At 44.7% G+C, this 14,860-nt stretch carries 13 protein-coding genes; 6 read left to right on the top strand and 7 right to left on the bottom strand.

What is annotated here, in order from left to right; translation table 11 throughout:
- The 4 genes from R1T43_RS08285 to R1T43_RS08270 all read right to left on the bottom strand — a co-directional run bounded on the left by R1T43_RS08285 (window position 1) and on the right by R1T43_RS08270 (window position 3,287).
- Complete coding sequence (locus R1T43_RS08285; RefSeq protein ID WP_317354842.1) at window positions 1–714, bottom strand: FlgO family outer membrane protein; 714 nt, start codon at window positions 712–714, stop codon at window positions 1–3.
- 562 nt (window positions 715–1,276) lie between these two features.
- The gene (locus tag R1T43_RS08280; RefSeq protein WP_317354840.1) at window positions 1,277–1,579 is read right to left on the bottom strand and encodes a YfcL family protein; all 303 of its coding nucleotides are present in this window, start codon (window positions 1,577–1,579) and stop codon (window positions 1,277–1,279) included.
- Window positions 1,580–1,620: 41 nt separating this feature from the next.
- The gene (locus R1T43_RS08275; protein WP_317354837.1) at window positions 1,621–2,751 is read right to left on the bottom strand and encodes an ATP-NAD kinase family protein; all 1,131 of its coding nucleotides are present in this window, start codon (window positions 2,749–2,751) and stop codon (window positions 1,621–1,623) included.
- The gene (locus R1T43_RS08270) at window positions 2,748–3,287 is read right to left on the bottom strand and encodes an elongation factor P hydroxylase (protein WP_317354834.1); all 540 of its coding nucleotides are present in this window, start codon (window positions 3,285–3,287) and stop codon (window positions 2,748–2,750) included. Before R1T43_RS08270 ends, R1T43_RS08275 begins: the two co-directional genes overlap by 4 nt.
- Before the next feature lie 190 nt (window positions 3,288–3,477).
- Between R1T43_RS08270 and R1T43_RS08265 the strand changes: the two genes are divergently transcribed.
- The 5 genes from R1T43_RS08265 to R1T43_RS08245 all read left to right on the top strand — a co-directional run bounded on the left by R1T43_RS08265 (window position 3,478) and on the right by R1T43_RS08245 (window position 8,460).
- Window positions 3,478–4,185 (top strand): FFLEELY motif protein, encoded by a 708-nt coding sequence (locus R1T43_RS08265; protein ID WP_317354832.1) that lies wholly within the window; start codon window positions 3,478–3,480, stop codon window positions 4,183–4,185.
- A 93-nt stretch (window positions 4,186–4,278) separates the two neighbouring features.
- A complete protein-coding gene (locus R1T43_RS08260; RefSeq protein WP_211071437.1) occupies window positions 4,279–4,734 on the top strand; it encodes an acyl-CoA thioesterase in 456 nt (151 codons plus the stop codon).
- A gap of 27 nt (window positions 4,735–4,761) precedes the next feature.
- Window positions 4,762–5,934 carry a retroviral-like aspartic protease family protein gene (locus tag R1T43_RS08255; RefSeq protein WP_317354830.1) on the top strand — a complete coding sequence of 391 codons (1,173 nt, stop codon included), beginning with the start codon at window positions 4,762–4,764 and terminating at the stop codon, window positions 5,932–5,934.
- Between the two features lie 397 nt (window positions 5,935–6,331).
- Window positions 6,332–7,315 (top strand): iron-sulfur cluster-binding domain-containing protein, encoded by a 984-nt coding sequence (locus R1T43_RS08250; RefSeq protein ID WP_317354828.1) that lies wholly within the window; start codon window positions 6,332–6,334, stop codon window positions 7,313–7,315.
- Between the two features lie 113 nt (window positions 7,316–7,428).
- The gene (locus tag R1T43_RS08245; RefSeq protein WP_410549014.1) at window positions 7,429–8,460 is read left to right on the top strand and encodes a fatty acid desaturase family protein; all 1,032 of its coding nucleotides are present in this window, start codon (window positions 7,429–7,431) and stop codon (window positions 8,458–8,460) included.
- Window positions 8,461–8,571: 111 nt separating this feature from the next.
- On the opposite strand, the gene R1T43_RS08240 is transcribed toward R1T43_RS08245, so the two are convergent.
- Both R1T43_RS08240 and R1T43_RS08235 read right to left on the bottom strand, forming a co-directional pair.
- The gene (locus tag R1T43_RS08240; RefSeq protein WP_317354825.1) at window positions 8,572–9,441 is read right to left on the bottom strand and encodes a DMT family transporter; all 870 of its coding nucleotides are present in this window, start codon (window positions 9,439–9,441) and stop codon (window positions 8,572–8,574) included.
- A 311-nt stretch (window positions 9,442–9,752) separates the two neighbouring features.
- Window positions 9,753–10,544, bottom strand: a complete 792-nt coding sequence (locus tag R1T43_RS08235; RefSeq protein WP_317354823.1) for a helix-turn-helix transcriptional regulator — start codon at window positions 10,542–10,544, stop codon at window positions 9,753–9,755.
- A 131-nt stretch (window positions 10,545–10,675) separates the two neighbouring features.
- Between R1T43_RS08235 and R1T43_RS08230 the strand changes: the two genes are divergently transcribed.
- A complete protein-coding gene (locus tag R1T43_RS08230; RefSeq protein WP_317354821.1) occupies window positions 10,676–11,431 on the top strand; it encodes a sulfite exporter TauE/SafE family protein in 756 nt (251 codons plus the stop codon).
- Window positions 11,432–11,745: 314 nt separating this feature from the next.
- Here the strand turns inward: R1T43_RS08230 and R1T43_RS08225 are convergent, their stop codons facing one another.
- Entirely contained in the window at window positions 11,746–14,859 is a 3,114-nt protein-coding gene (locus R1T43_RS08225; protein WP_305442844.1) for an efflux RND transporter permease subunit, read from the bottom strand.
- Window position 14,860 lies beyond the last annotated feature (1 nt).

The following is a 14,860-nucleotide window of genomic DNA, read 5'->3' as shown; positions in this document are numbered from 1 at the left end:
TTACCTTCCACCTTCAGTTCTGTACAGTCGACCATTACGGCTCGTTACTCGCTCTTCTTCCCAGAAAATCTCAGCAGGGAAAAAGCGGGTAGCGGCTGCAACCACGTCTTTATTTCTCACATTGATAATTCTTGCGTTAACCACAGCCCCAGACTGTTGGTAAACCAAAGTACCTGTTATGTAGAAATCGACGCGTTCAATATCGGACAATTGGTCGATATTGCGCGTAAGTACTCTATCGCTTTCGTCATTAACAATTATATCGTTCGAAAGCTTAAATTCTTGAGTAGTAAAACCACGTTTTGTGGCTTCGGTCATCATACCTTGCTCTAATTGATGCCCTAGCATCATTAAAGGATGTTGGTCATTCTTGTTATATTTCATGGTATCGACAGGCACGAAGCCTGCTACCGCATAGCGCGCTTGCCTAGAAGGGCGCAAATCGGCAAACAGCTCATTGGCTAAAATGTAGGTGTGGTATTCAACATTCCCAAGGGCAGGAACCGCCAAGGGATCAGACTGTGACATTTGGGCTTTAGCATCGTTCGACGATTGGCAGCCGCCAACAATGGCAAGTATGAGTCCGACAGACAGCACTCGCAAGCTCAAGCGCAAACCAGAGCGCGAATAACCTCGCGCAGCACAGTGCCCTGCTCTTATGGGTGTGTTACCAGCACTACGCTTGTAACCCGCAAGTTGAATTAAACCGAACATATATTCACCTAGAAATAAGCCATTTGTAAAAAGCGAGCTGTGTCACATTTGTTTTCTTTTCTTATCGACAATGTGATTTAGCAATATTCGCACCATATCCTTTGAGCGCTTGTCGCGCAGGGAGCGCGAGTGATAAAAAGTTAACGCTAGCAGGCAATCAGGTAAAGGATGAGGTACTAAGAAGAAGTGCTGGTATAGGTGTTAGAAGCCTTTAAAACACAGCCAAACGCCGCATTTCGCCCTATTTCACCGCATTTCCCGCTAGTTGGGACGTAACGAAAATATGCGGCAATCAAAGTGGTTACAGGTTTAAAAAACAAGAAATAACGCGAACATTTGAAAGGAAGTGAGAGCGCAAAAGCGGCAAAGCCATGCCGCTTTCAGGCGTAATTTGCCGGATTTTATACCCTATCCATATTTCATGCGTCTCACTTTGTATATTCCATGTATGGCGCTTTGTTAGGCACTTTGCATTGAGCTTTTAATTGCACCTTTAGTTACAATTAGTTGGGCGATTTATAGTGCGCTTATCCGTTTTGAAGCCTAGCGCTTTACTATTCGATTAATTGCTTGCCTGGTCGAATAACCGTGACCAAAGGCTCTTAACCTGGGCAGCATCCTCGCCCTCTAGTTCTTTGTTATCAAACGCGGCTTGCAAGCTTGCTGCCATATCTGAATTCAGCTGCTGCATAGTTGCGCTGCTTTGCATCTCTAGCTGACGAGATACCACTGCGAAATGGCCTTGTAAATAACTGGCTGTAAACAGTTCATCGTCGCTACCATGATTAACCACATCATCTAATGCAGCCTCTATCGCTGCAATTTGGTTTACTAATTGTTGGGGGGCTGAAGCCGGAGGTAACACGTATTTCTCCTATTCTTAAACTTAATCTAAATCTTAAAAAGCTATTCGGCGTTATAAAGAACCTTGTCTTTGTAGCCGGTAATAATAGTGAACGCACCTTGTAGCGATGCATCTAACTCGGCATCGCCAGAGTCTAATCGTAATGGTTTATTCTCAAGCGACTGCAACTTTTGTTTGGTCGCAACAACTCGCATATTCTGTTTGCCAATAGCGCGAATAAAGTCTGGGCTAAGCTGTTGATTTCCACGCCCCAAAATATGACCTTGCCCACCAATAACGGTTAACACCACTTGTGTTGGCTTTCCTTGCGTAAGCGAAAGCAATTCAGAAGCGGTCACATCGCTGGCTACAAGCGCTTTGTCTTGCACCACATCAACACCCAGTAAAGTATTGTCTAAACCCAGAAACTCCATAACCGCGCCAACGGTAGAGCCCGAGCCCATAACAAAGTAGGTATCTGGGTTGTCGTCCATTAATTCACTAATGGTAGCGGCAATGTCATCAAGAACGAGCGCTTCGTCCTCTTTGCCACCCATTTTTACTGCTTGCACGTAAGTGAGTTCGGCGGGTACTCGCATCTCGCCATAATGTTTTGCTATTACCTTTCCGGTTCGAAATGCGTTTTCATCAATATCTCGCACTTCACCGTCCATCACACTGACAATTTCGCCTTTAATCATTTGGCTAATGACCTGCCCTGCGGCAGACGGGGTAACACAGTACACGCCCGAGTGAATTTTACACCCCGCAGGCACGCCCAGCACGGGCACTTTATCACCCACAATTTTACACACATTGCGGGCAGTACCATCGCCACCCGCAAACAAAATAACATCAAGATTACAGCCAAGGAAAGCCTGTACTGCGCGCTCAGTATCTTCCCCTTCGGTTTGTTGCGATGCACTTTTGTACACCACCTCAAAGGGTAACCCTAACGAAGCACAAACGTCTTCACCCATTTCGCCACCGGCAGTAACGATAGTAAATTGTTCAGAAAGGGCCTCTAGAATAGACAGCGCTTTGGCCATTTTTTCATTAGCCTTTTTTTCAGCGCCCATTGCTAACGCCTTTTCTCGCACATCGGCCCCATCACTGCCTTTTAATGCAAGCGCGCCACCTATACCCGCAAAAGGGTTAACTACCACACCTAATCGAAATACCGGCTTATTCATTGGGTTATTGTGCTCCCGTTAATCTCTGTATGGTTTTTTAAGGCTTCAATAAAACGTGCCGCCCTTGGGGGAAAGCCATTCTTCTTGTACCACGCTAACTGGGTTTCAACATTTTGCGTGAAACCGTGTCTATCAGGCTCTGCACCATTTAAATTATCGGTACTAACTTGGAATTGCCGCCCTGCGGCTTCGGTAAACGCCCACTCAATAGCTTGCGGCTTAATCTCTACACTTTCAAATTCAGCTTGCTGCTTGGCATCTCGACCATCAGGACAATACCAATAACCGTAATCTTCAAGTAAACGACGTTTTTCGCCTGCCACACACCAGTGGGCAATTTCATGCAGCGCACTGGAAAAGAAGCCGTGTGCAAACACAATACGATGATAGGAAATATCTTCATTGGCAGGAAGATAAACTGGCTCGTCATCACCTAATACCAGCTTCGTTTGAAAGTCGGTAAAAGTGCTGTTGAACAAAGTAATAAGCGCAGGTACGTCCGGGTCTATCTCATTCGCCACGCTGAATAATTCCATTAGCGAGTGAATAAGTGAGACGTGTTAGATTGCACCAAGTACTAAAATTCAAAGACGTTTTCCGTTAGCCATACATTTAAGGGCGGGTATTATAACAGTGAAAATATGACGGGAATAGGCTTAGCGGCTTGCATGCGCCACTCGCTTGCGTCAAGCTAGTATTAAAGCACTACGGAAGGATGTTATTTACGTGGCACAGAATATCGTTAAGCATATACACAGAGTGAATGCGCTTCGAGACCTAGCGGCTAAAGTGGGGATCATGGATGGTATTCACGAACTTCAGCATTGGCAATGTGAACGCTTGCTAGTGTCTCACGATGATTTAGCCAAACAACCGCGTTATCAAAAAGCCATGCAATTTTTTGTAGATGAACTGTATGGCCCCAAAGATTTCAGCCAGCGTGACGCCGATTTAGTTCGGGTCATTCCAAAACTTGCTAAAGTGCTTCCCGACAAAGCCATGAATGCCATGAACGATGCGTTAGCACTGAACGCCCTTTCATTCGATTTAGATATGCAAATGGTGCATCAACTCAAAGGGGCGCCACTAAATCGAGATAGTTACGCCCTAGCCTATCGCAACACAGGTCGGCAAACAGATAGGCAGCGCCAGCTTGATATTATTGCGCACCTTGGCGAGCAACTCGGTGATGTGATAAAAATTAGGGGAATTGGCATGTTGATAAGCTTATCTAGACGCCCCGCCAAATTAGCTGGGTTGTTGTCGCTGCACGAATTACTCGAAAATGGTTTTCATTCATTTAAAGCCATTGGTGATGTGCAAAGCTTTATTCACCCGGTACTGGAACGAGAAGAAGCGCTGATGCGTGCATTATTCGATGAATCAGTCTCGTTACCCGGAGAGAACCCTTTACCTCATGTCCCAACAGCTTAAAGCTTTGATGCCCAAGCACGTGATAACTGAACACGTGATGTGGCAATATATTCCCAATGAGTTGCCTCAAATGAGCAATAGAGATTAACGACTATGGCAGTCCCTTCACTACCGTGGCGATACCCGTCGCCTTTTACTAAATTATGGCAAATAGACGCCAGTCATTTAGATCACTACAACCACGTTAATAATGTGGCTTACTTAAGCCAAGTTGAAGCGTTGGCGTGGTCTCATTCCAATTCACTTGGATTGCAGTTTGCTGACTATCAGTCGCTCAACCGAGCCATGGTAATTAAACGCCACGAACTTGATTATCATCTTCCTTCTCACGAAGGTGACAGCCTGCAATGTGCAACTTGGATTGTGAGTTGTGATAACAAGCTAACGCTAAAAAGGCAGTTTCAATTTATCTGCGAGCGTAGAAAGAAAACCGTGTTTGAAGCACTAACCACCTTTGTTTGTGTAAGTTTAGATACTGGCGCCCCCAAGCGCTTGCCCGAACCGTTTAAGGAAATTTATGGTAATGCATGCATTGAAGCCAGCCTTTAACTGTAAAGCGCAGGGGGAATTTTAGCGATGAACAAGGGGTTATTAGCGTGTTTATTTGTGGTGCTTGCTGCATCTTTGCTGTTAAACGGCTACCTGTTTCTTTCGTTGAACCAGGCGGTAGAAATAGCGGCGACGAACAAAGCGTCGCTTATTCAATCTTCAGCCAACCTAAATAGCAATAATAACGTGCCCGCGACAGATGAACGTAATGCGGAAACTAACAGTAATGTGTACGAAGGGTCAAAAAGAGAACTTCAAGTCACCGAAAATTACATTCATGAACTCACCCTACTGTTAAACAGCGGTAATTACGCTTTACTTAAGCAACAATTAAATAGCGCATTACAACAGTTTCCCACCGATGAAAACTTGTTGTTGCTTGAGGCTGAGTTAATAGTAAGAACAAAGCCGCTATCAGATGCGCTCATACACTTTCATGATTTAGCAGAGTTGTCCCTATCGCCAACTAGCAAAGCCAAGGTTGATAAGCGAATTGCCAACCTTTACAACACAGCACAAGATGAGTTATCGGCTAACGGACAATGGGATTTATTGGCTAACTTAAATGAGCCCCTATTCCAACGGGTGCCTGATAGCAGGCAGTATACTCTTCAACTTGCCGAAGCCTATGCTAGGCAGCAAAAAGTGACGCTGATGGAAGATGTTCTGGCCAGCCTTTCTTATAACGACAACCAAGCTAATGCGATACGAAATATCGCGTACAGTGAAAGCAACCGTGATGACCAAAGTGGCACTGGCGAACGTATTGCTAGCAACGAACTTCTAGGGAACGATGTTACCCGAGTGGCACTTTTGCGAGACGGCGATCAGTACCGTGTTGGCGTAAAAGCCCTTAATCTACAGGCTGACATGGTGCTAGATACCGGCGCCACCACAACCGCCATCACCACAGATTTATTCAGCCGATTGGGTGGGCTACGTCGCCTTACCTTTATTGGTAATTTTGATGTAAACACTGCCTCTGGCACTATTAGTGCGCCCTTGGTACACATCCCTACTTTTTATTTTGCAGGCTTTCGTTTTGATGATGTTTCAGCGCTCGTACTGCCTGTCGATGCATTGCCTAGCGCCGATGGATTATTGGGCATGAATATTTTAGGTAAATTCGACTTTTCAATTAGCCCACAAGACAGTGAATTAGCGTTAAAAGTACGAGAACAAAATAAAGCCCCGAATTAAACCGAATATATTTCATCTAGTGCTTGTTCCATATAGCGCTCATTCATATTTAGCTTAATACTGTGTGTTAACCAACTCAACGTCGGCTTGGGTTCTAAAACGCTAGCTTTCTTCGCGAAATTATCTGCTGACACCCGTTATCTACACGTTAAAAGCCTCACCAAAACCTACCTACGCAAGTACGTATTTTAGAACTATTCACTTGACGCGAAAAAATTTAAGCTTACACTTGTTCGCCGAGTGAGCGTACATCTGTACGCTTAAATTATTTTTACTCTTTAGCAAAGTCTGTTTCGAAAAATGAATAGGTGTGATCTCTACGTTGAAACTATTACTCGATAATCTAGCCCATCGCTTTCTCCATCACGGTTCATGGAGAGGATATTGGGAAGTGCTTATGCAGCAATTTAAGCCTGCGTGGCGAGATGGCTATTACAGAGCGCAAGTTGAAGCTGTCAGAAACCTAAAATCTGACATGCTGGAAGTTATCCTAAAGCCTGAGAAAGCTTGGCCTAGTCATATTGCAGGGCAACATATTGCGCTAACCATTGAAGTGAATGGAAGGCTTACTACCCGCGTATTTACCGTCGCTTGCGGGGCTAGCTTTCACCGCGAAACGAAAAACATTCGGCTTATCACTAAGGTCAATAACGAAGGTGCACTTACTCCGTTCCTTTCCTCGGTAACACCTAGCACATGGGTGAATATTTCGGCGCCTAAGGGTAATTTCACATTACCTAATACCGATAAACCCGTACTTATGGTTGCGGGCGGTTCCGGCATAACGCCCTTTATCGCTATGCTTGAAGACGCCATTGAAAATAACCTTATACACCGCGCGCCTGTTCATCTGCTTTACTTTGCCAAACCCAACGAGCACGTGTTGCAAAGCGAACTACTCGCACTTCGAAAACGCACCAACAACTTTACTTTTGCCTTGTTAACTCGACAAAAAGACGGTGATGTCGAGGCTCATCTATCCCACTTCGCCGATGCCCATTGGTTGGTATGTGGCCCTAATACTATTTACGAACAGGTTCAGACAGTAGCAAAACTGGCGGGGGCAACATTAGACAGTGAACATTTTGCCGCATTGCCCATTGTGAACATTGGCAGTTTGAGCGAAAAAGAAACCTTTTCTTTGGTGCACAACGGTCAGCACTTAGCGGTGAACAATCAGAAATCGCTGCTTTCGCAGCTACAAGAAGCGAAGCAGCCTGTGACGTATGGCTGCGGTATGGGTATTTGCCATCAATGCCAATGTGTAAAAAAGCGGGGCGTAGTGCGAGATACCCGCACTGGCGAGCTGTCCGATAGTGCCGAGCAACTTATTCAGCTGTGTGTATCGCAAGCCGTAACCGATTTGGAGATTCAACTATGAACACTCGCGTCTCATTTAACATCGAGGTTCTGCAAGAAGCGCCTAGTCAAATTGACGCGCAATTACAACAAGCTACCACATTACCGCATAGTGCAAGTAAGCCTGATTACGCTATGTTGGAAGCTCAGCTTGATGCAATAAAATCGGAAGTAAAAGATAAAATAGGCGCTGAAGATGCAGCCTATATTCGACGTATTATTCTTATCCAGCGTATTTGTGAATGGAGTGGCCGCATATTATTAATGCTTGGTTTCTTGCAGCCTCTACTTTGGGTAGCTGGCGTACTAAGTTTAGCCGCAGCAAAAATACTAGATAACATGGAAATTGGCCATAACGTAATGCACGGTCAGTATGATTGGATGAACGACACTCATATTAATTCAAAGCGGTATGAGTGGGATATTGCCTGCGATGGGGCAAGTTGGAACCGAGTGCACAACTACGAACATCACACCTATACCAATATTATTGGTAAGGATAGAGACTTTGGCTATGGCCTACTCCGCTTATCGAATGACTTTAGATGGCGGATAAAAAACCTCTGGCAGTTCGCTACCTATATTTTGCTCAGTGTAATGTTTCAGTGGGGTGTGTCATATCACGAGATGGCCGCAGAACGCGTATTCTTCGGCAAGAAGAAAAAAAACCGCAAAAACCAAGTAACCCATAGCGAGCTTAAAAAACGCTTTTTCAGTAAAGGCGCACGTCAGTTGGTTAAAGATTATGCGATATTCCCTTTGCTGGCTGGCCCGTTATTCTTATGGGTATTGTCAGGCAACCTTATAGCCAATTTGCTACGTAATTTATGGACATCTACCATCATCTTTTGCGGACACTTTACCGGTGATGTAGAAACCTTTAACGCAGAGGATTGCAAAAACGAGACACGCGGCCAGTGGTACTATCGTCAGGCCTTAGGCTCATCAAATATTGAGGGCGGAAATTTATTTCACGTACTTACTGGGCATTTAAGCTTTCAGGTAGAACACCATTTATTTCCTGACATTCCCGCCAGACGATACCGAGAAATGGCCCCTAAAGTACAAGCCGTATTTAAACAGCACGGTATGCACTACAACACTGGCAGTTTTTGGAAGCAGTACGCTAGCGTACTAAAACGCATTGTTCGCTACTCTTTTCCTTAAACCTTCCTTAAACTTTCCTGAAGCGCAAAACCTACCCGCCGGCCATAGCGCTTTCGCTGGTATTTTTGCACGCAAAGGTACTTATAGAAAAAGGTACTGGTAAAAAAAGGTTTAATTCAATCTAAGCACGATAACGCCGACAAAAGCGGCGGTTAACCCTAGCACTTCTTGGCGGCTAAATGTTTCTTTTAAAATAACATGAGAATAAAGGAGAATAAGTAAAATATTCATTCCTGAAATTGCGGAAACCAACCCAGTATTGCCAATAGAAAAAGCGGATATTATTGCAACCATTCCACTTACATTTGCAACCCCGACTATCAGTCCGCAAGAGAAGGTTTTTATCTCTGACCAATGAGTTTTATCTGAATATTGAGAAGCTATAAATTTCTTACGCTTTGCTAACCATCTCATGGCAAAAAGGAAACTTCCAAAGCCGAACATAGAAGTTAACGTTGCAAAAACATCTGCCTCTAAGAGTGTTGATTGTTTACCCATTAAATCAGTAAACGTAAAGCACAATGCAGCAAGTAGCCCCCATTGCGCCCCTTTTAAATTATTAATAGAGATATCCGAAGAATATCTAATAATACAAAGGCCACAAAAGATAATAACAAACCCAATTAATTGAATGGATGTTAACGTCTCTTTCCAAATTAAAAATGCAAAGATGAGGACGAACAAAGGCGTTAACCCTGCCAGAACGCTGATGAGTGATGCTTTCCCTACTGAAAACCCTTTGTGTAAAACAGCATTAGCGGCAAAAGATCCAAAGCCTAGCCCCAAACCAACAGCGACATCAGCCCAGCCATACCAACGCTGGTCTAACAACACTACACCTACTACGCTGATGATAAAGCCTATGCAGAAAACACCAAATAGTAGCAGGTCTCGATTTAAGTTTTTTTGCGATGTCCATTGATACAAGATCCCCCGCAACCCAAAGAAAAATGTTGCGAGCAACGCATAAACAATCCACATAATAAATGAGTCTCTTGTTCGTTATAATTTGATAGCTTAAATTGAAAAAACAGCGCTTATTAATAACCTGTTTTATTTAAAGATGTCTGGGGTTTTACTGTTTCATTATATGCTTTATTGATGATTAGTTTATTTCAAATAGATGAAAGTGTTAGCGCAGATAAGATGTTTTTATACTTACTAATATATGTGCTAAAAAAGTCGGAGCCATTAAATGAAGAGCGGATACTGGCTGTATCAACTAAAGAAGTCTGTTAAAGACAAGTTAAGCATCATTCAGAAGCATACAGTCAGTGTAGAAATCCAATAGACTAACCGAAAGTACTTCGCTTAAACGCACTCGGAGTCATGCCTGTTTTCTCTCTAAACATATAAGTAAAAGCTGAAGGGGACTCATACCCGAGATCATGGGCAACATTAGCAATAATGCCTCCTTCATTCAGTTTTCCAATAGCAATTTGGATAATGAGGCGTTGCCGCCATTCCGAGTAATGGAGCCCAGTCTCCTTTTTAAACAATCGAGACAATGTGCGGCTGGATGCACCTACAGTGTTACCCCACTGCTCTAGGCTATAGTTATTTGAAGGTGTTTCGCGAATTGCATAAAGAATTGCAACCAGACGCTTGTCGGATGGAAAGGGCAACTGAAATATTGCGGAAGGAGCCTTATTTATTGTGTGGAGTATCAGACGAAGATGCAAGCCTTGCGTATCTTCCCAAGTGTAGTCGCCGGAAAAGTATTTCGCTTCATCAATTAACACTTGTAAAAAAGGGCTAACTTCGAGAACTCCACTTTCCTGTGGCATGTGAATCAGCATCTCAGTTGCAATATAGAAGCTCGTGAGAAAAACATGCGTCAGCGCACGCACTTTATGGTTAACATGAGGCAGCAACCAAACACCTTGCTCAGGCGGCACTATATAGCAATGTTCTGGTGTTTCAACCAGCATAACCCCTTTACTCGCATAAACAAATTGCCCCCACTCATGGCTATGCATTTCAATTTCAAATTGCTTTGGAATGTCTCGTTGTACGACTTTGACAGGCACATTTAGAGGTTCCTGGCTTGCTTCTGATGGCGGAAGCAAAATGTTTTTTGTCATATTCTCGACACTAGTTATCTAGTTGTCGATATGCTACCCGTTTTTATCCGCAATATCATAATTGTTTTGATAACTGGGGTTCATCGATGACATTTGAATGGGTGCTAGCTTTTGCACTGTTGGGTAGTGTAGTGGGTTTCATTGCAGGTTTATTGGGTGTTGGTGGTGGAGGGATTCTCGTACCTATATTAACAAGTATGTTGGTTTACCAAGGTATCCCCGAACACCAAGTTTTGCATGTAGCGTTAGGGACATCTATGGCTTGTATTATTGTAACCTCGTTTTCAAGTGCACGCGCGCATCACAAACTAAAAGCTGTTAATTGGCCCATTGTGTGGGTAATGGGCGCAGGCTGTATTATTGGCACTTTTGCCGCGACTTTTTTTGCTGCACAAACAAGTGCAATCTATCTTGCACTTTTTTTTGCGGTATTCATGTTCTATACAGCCCACAAAATACTATTCAAGGGCAGCCAAATATCAGTGACAAAAAAAGATACAAAGACCACAGCGGGTATATTGTCTATTTGTATCGGTGGAATCTCCGCGTTAGTTTCTATTGGTGGAGGCTCACTGTTAGTGCCTTATCTTAATCGGCAAGGAATGAAATTGTCCGAAGCAGTAGGAACATCAGCAGCGATAGGTTTGCCTATAGCAGTTGCGGGTTCCGCAGGTTATTTACTTAATGGTGCAGGACAAACCACAGGCGTTGCCAATACTTATGGATATATTTATCTTCCAGCAGTGGGAGTAATTTCACTCGCAAGTGTTGTCACTGCGCCCATTGGTGCGAAAATCTCACATAAGCTTCCCGTCAAAATACTTAAGAAGCTTTTCGCACTACTTTTAGTCGTATTAGGAGTAAAAATGGCATGGGCTGTTATGTAAGTCAGCCGCTCTGACAAATAACGTATTTTAAAAGCAGTCTCTCTTTTACAGCGAGGGGCCGCTTTACTTACGTTTCAGCCCCGCAGCGTAAGGGGCATCTTGAGACAAGGAGCGGACGTTCAGGCCACGCGGTTCTTGATTCCGGTATGTGCCAATGTGCAGATCATCATTCGACCTTGATTGAATTGGTGGTAATTGTAGTATTCCGTACAATCAGCTTCTTATTGGTGAATACGCAATTCAGTAATCATTTTCAGTTGTTTTGAATTTCCAGACGAAGAGCACCGTATTTTCTGCAATACGGTGCCCAACAATCACACTCTGGTTAATTTGGAGTGCATCATCCGATACAAAATAGGCAAAACCACCAATGTTAGAATGGTGGACGAGATGATCCCGCCAATCACCACCGTTGCAAGCGGTCTTTGCACTTCAGCGCCAGTCCCGACATTAAGTGCCATGGGAATAAAGCCTAAGCTTGCTACCAGTGCTGTCATCAAAACCGGACGCAATCTTGTGATAGCTCCGTCAACGATTGAGTTAATTAAGTCACCTGTTTCTAGTACTCGCTGTTTAATAAATGACAACATCACTAGGCCGTTTAGTACCGCAATACCAGAGAGCGCAATAAATCCGACTCCGGCAGATATAGACAATGGCATGTCACGCATCCAAAGCGCAAAAACACCACCTGTTAAGGCTAAAGGCACGCCAGTGAAGATGATCAAGGCATCACGAAATGAGCCAAACACCACCACGAGTAACACAAGTATCAGAAAAAGCGTGGCAGGCACCACGATAGCCAGTCGCTGACTTGCACTTTCAAGCTGCTCAAACGTGCCGCCATAATCCAGCCAGTAGCCTGCTGGGAGTGAAACCTGTTCGGTTATTTTGATTTTTGCTTCGTCAACAAAGCTCCCTAAGTCGCGTTCTCTGACATTGGCGGTAACCACGACTCTGCGCTTACCGTTTTCTCTACTGATTTGATTGGGAACAGACGAGTAAGCCAGCGTAGCGACTTCTGATAACGGCACAAATTCCCCATCCGATGTAATGATAGGAGTGCTGCCAATGGCATCTAAATCTGTGCGGATACCTTCATCAAATCGCACAAGCAACTCAAAGCGTCTATCTCCCTCAAAAATTAAGCCAGCAGTATTACCACCGATAGCTGACGCCAACCACTCCTGCAAATCGGCCATGTCCAATCCATAACGTGCCAACTCGACTAGCTTAGGGTTGATAGTGAAGATAGGGATATCATCGACCTGCTCAAGTCGTGCATCCGCCACGCCGTCAATTGATTGCAAAACCGTTAAGATGTCGTTTGCAGAGGCAACAAGCGTGGTTAAATCATCTCCGAAGACTTTTATACCAAGGTCAGCCCTTACCCCACTAATCAACTCGTTAAAGCGCATTTGGATAGGTTGGGTAAACTCATAGTTATTGCCTGTCACCGCTTGTAAATCTCGCTCAAGGGTTTCCACGAAATCAGCTTTTGATAGGTTAGGATCAGGCCACTGCGCTCGTGGTTTTAGCATCACAAAGGTATCGGTTACGTTGGGCGGCATCGCATCGGTAGCTACTTCTGCGGTACCGGTTTTTGCAAACACTGTGAGTACCTGTTCGTATTCCATCAAGGTAGATTCAAGTGTTTTTTGCATTGCGACGGCTTGTTCAATACCTGTGCCCGGTATTCGCATGGCGTGCAGTGCGATGTCTCCTTCGTCAAGCTGGGGAACAAACTCAGAGCCTAATCGCGTTGCCAACCAAAAGCTGCCCACTACCAGCACGACTGAGCCGACAAGCACTATCCAGCGTAATTTCAGTGCAAGGTGAATGATGGGGCGATAGGCTGACTTGGCTGCAACAATAATGAAGCTTTCTTTTTCACTGACTTTACCGCCCATAAACATCGCGACTGCCGCTGGTACAATAGTAATGGAGAACAGCATCGCTGCTATCAGCGCCATGATGACCGTTGCCGCCATTGGCTGAAACATCTTGCCCTCAACCCCTGTCAATGAGAACAGCGGGATATACACCACAGTAATAATCAATACACCAAACAAGCTAGGACGAATGACTTCATTGGTCGCTTGAAAAACCAGTTCTAGCCGCTCTTTAAGTGGCAAGACTCCGCCTGTGCGTTTCTGAGACTCGGATAACCGCCTGATACAGTTCTCTACGATGATCACCGCACCATCGACAATTAATCCAAAGTCCAATGCGCCAAGGCTCATTAGGTTGGCAGACACACCGGTATTAACCATCCCTGTAATGGTCGCCAACATCGCCAGCGGTATAACTGCCGCAGTGATGAGCGCGGCGCGAATATTGCCAAGCAATATGAACAAGATCACTATGACTAATAACGCACCTTCTACTAAATTCTTCTGAACCGTTTCGATAGCTTTATCGACCAATAGGGTACGGTCATAGACTGGCTCAATGACAATACCATCAGGTAAGCTGGATTGAATGTCCTTCACCTTTTTGGCAACGGATTGAGCAACGGCTCGTGAGTTTTCGCCGACTAGCATCATTGCCGTACCTAAAACGGTCTCTTCACCCTCCTGCGTTGCCGCACCAGTTCTCAGCTCCTTACCAATAGCTACACTGCCAATGTCTTTCACCGCAACAGGGACAGTATTAATGCGTTTTATTACCACATTTTCTATATCGCTAAGTGTCTGTAGTTGACCTTGTGAGCGCACCAGTATTTGTTGCCCATTTCGCTCAACAAACCCCGCTCCCTGATTGGTGTTGTTTCGCTCCAGCGCACGATGGATATCACTTAGACCAATATCAAAATTCAGCATTTTCTGTGGTTCAGGATTCACATGATATTGTTTTACATACCCACCAATGGCGTTGACTTCAGTGATCCCTTTAACCAGTGCGAGCTGCGGTTTTACGATCCAGTCGTGTATCTCGCGAAGCGCCATTGCATTGTACGGCTCACCGTTTTTTTGCATGGCATTTTGCTTGGCTCGCAAGGTATACATGTAGATTTCGCCCAACCCAGTAGCGATAGGTCCCATTTCAGGCTCTAACCCTTCTGGTAGCTGACTTTTGATTGCGCCTAATCGCGTATTGATGAGATTACGCGCAAAATACAGATCAGTGCCTTCATCAAATACCGCTGTTACCTGAGACAGGCCGTAGCGTGATAAAGAGCGGGTGTAGGACAGGTCAGGTAATCCCGCCAGTGCTGTTTCTACTACGAATGTGATCCGCTGCTCGGTTTCCAAAGGCGAATAGCCCGGTGCTTGTGTATTGATTTGCACTTGCACGTTAGTGATATCGGGTACCGCATCGATAGGTAATTTTTGATAACTGAATATCCCCATGCCCAGCACAAGGAAGATCAACATCAGCATTATCCCTCGTCGCTCTATGGATAAACGTAATATGGATTCAATCATG

The sequence above is a fragment of the Alteromonas sp. CI.11.F.A3 genome (assembly GCF_032925565.1).
Lineage (GTDB): Bacteria > Pseudomonadota > Gammaproteobacteria > Enterobacterales > Alteromonadaceae > Alteromonas.
The sequence above is the reverse complement of the archived record's forward strand: the minus strand, read 5'-3'. Positions and strand labels throughout refer to the sequence as shown.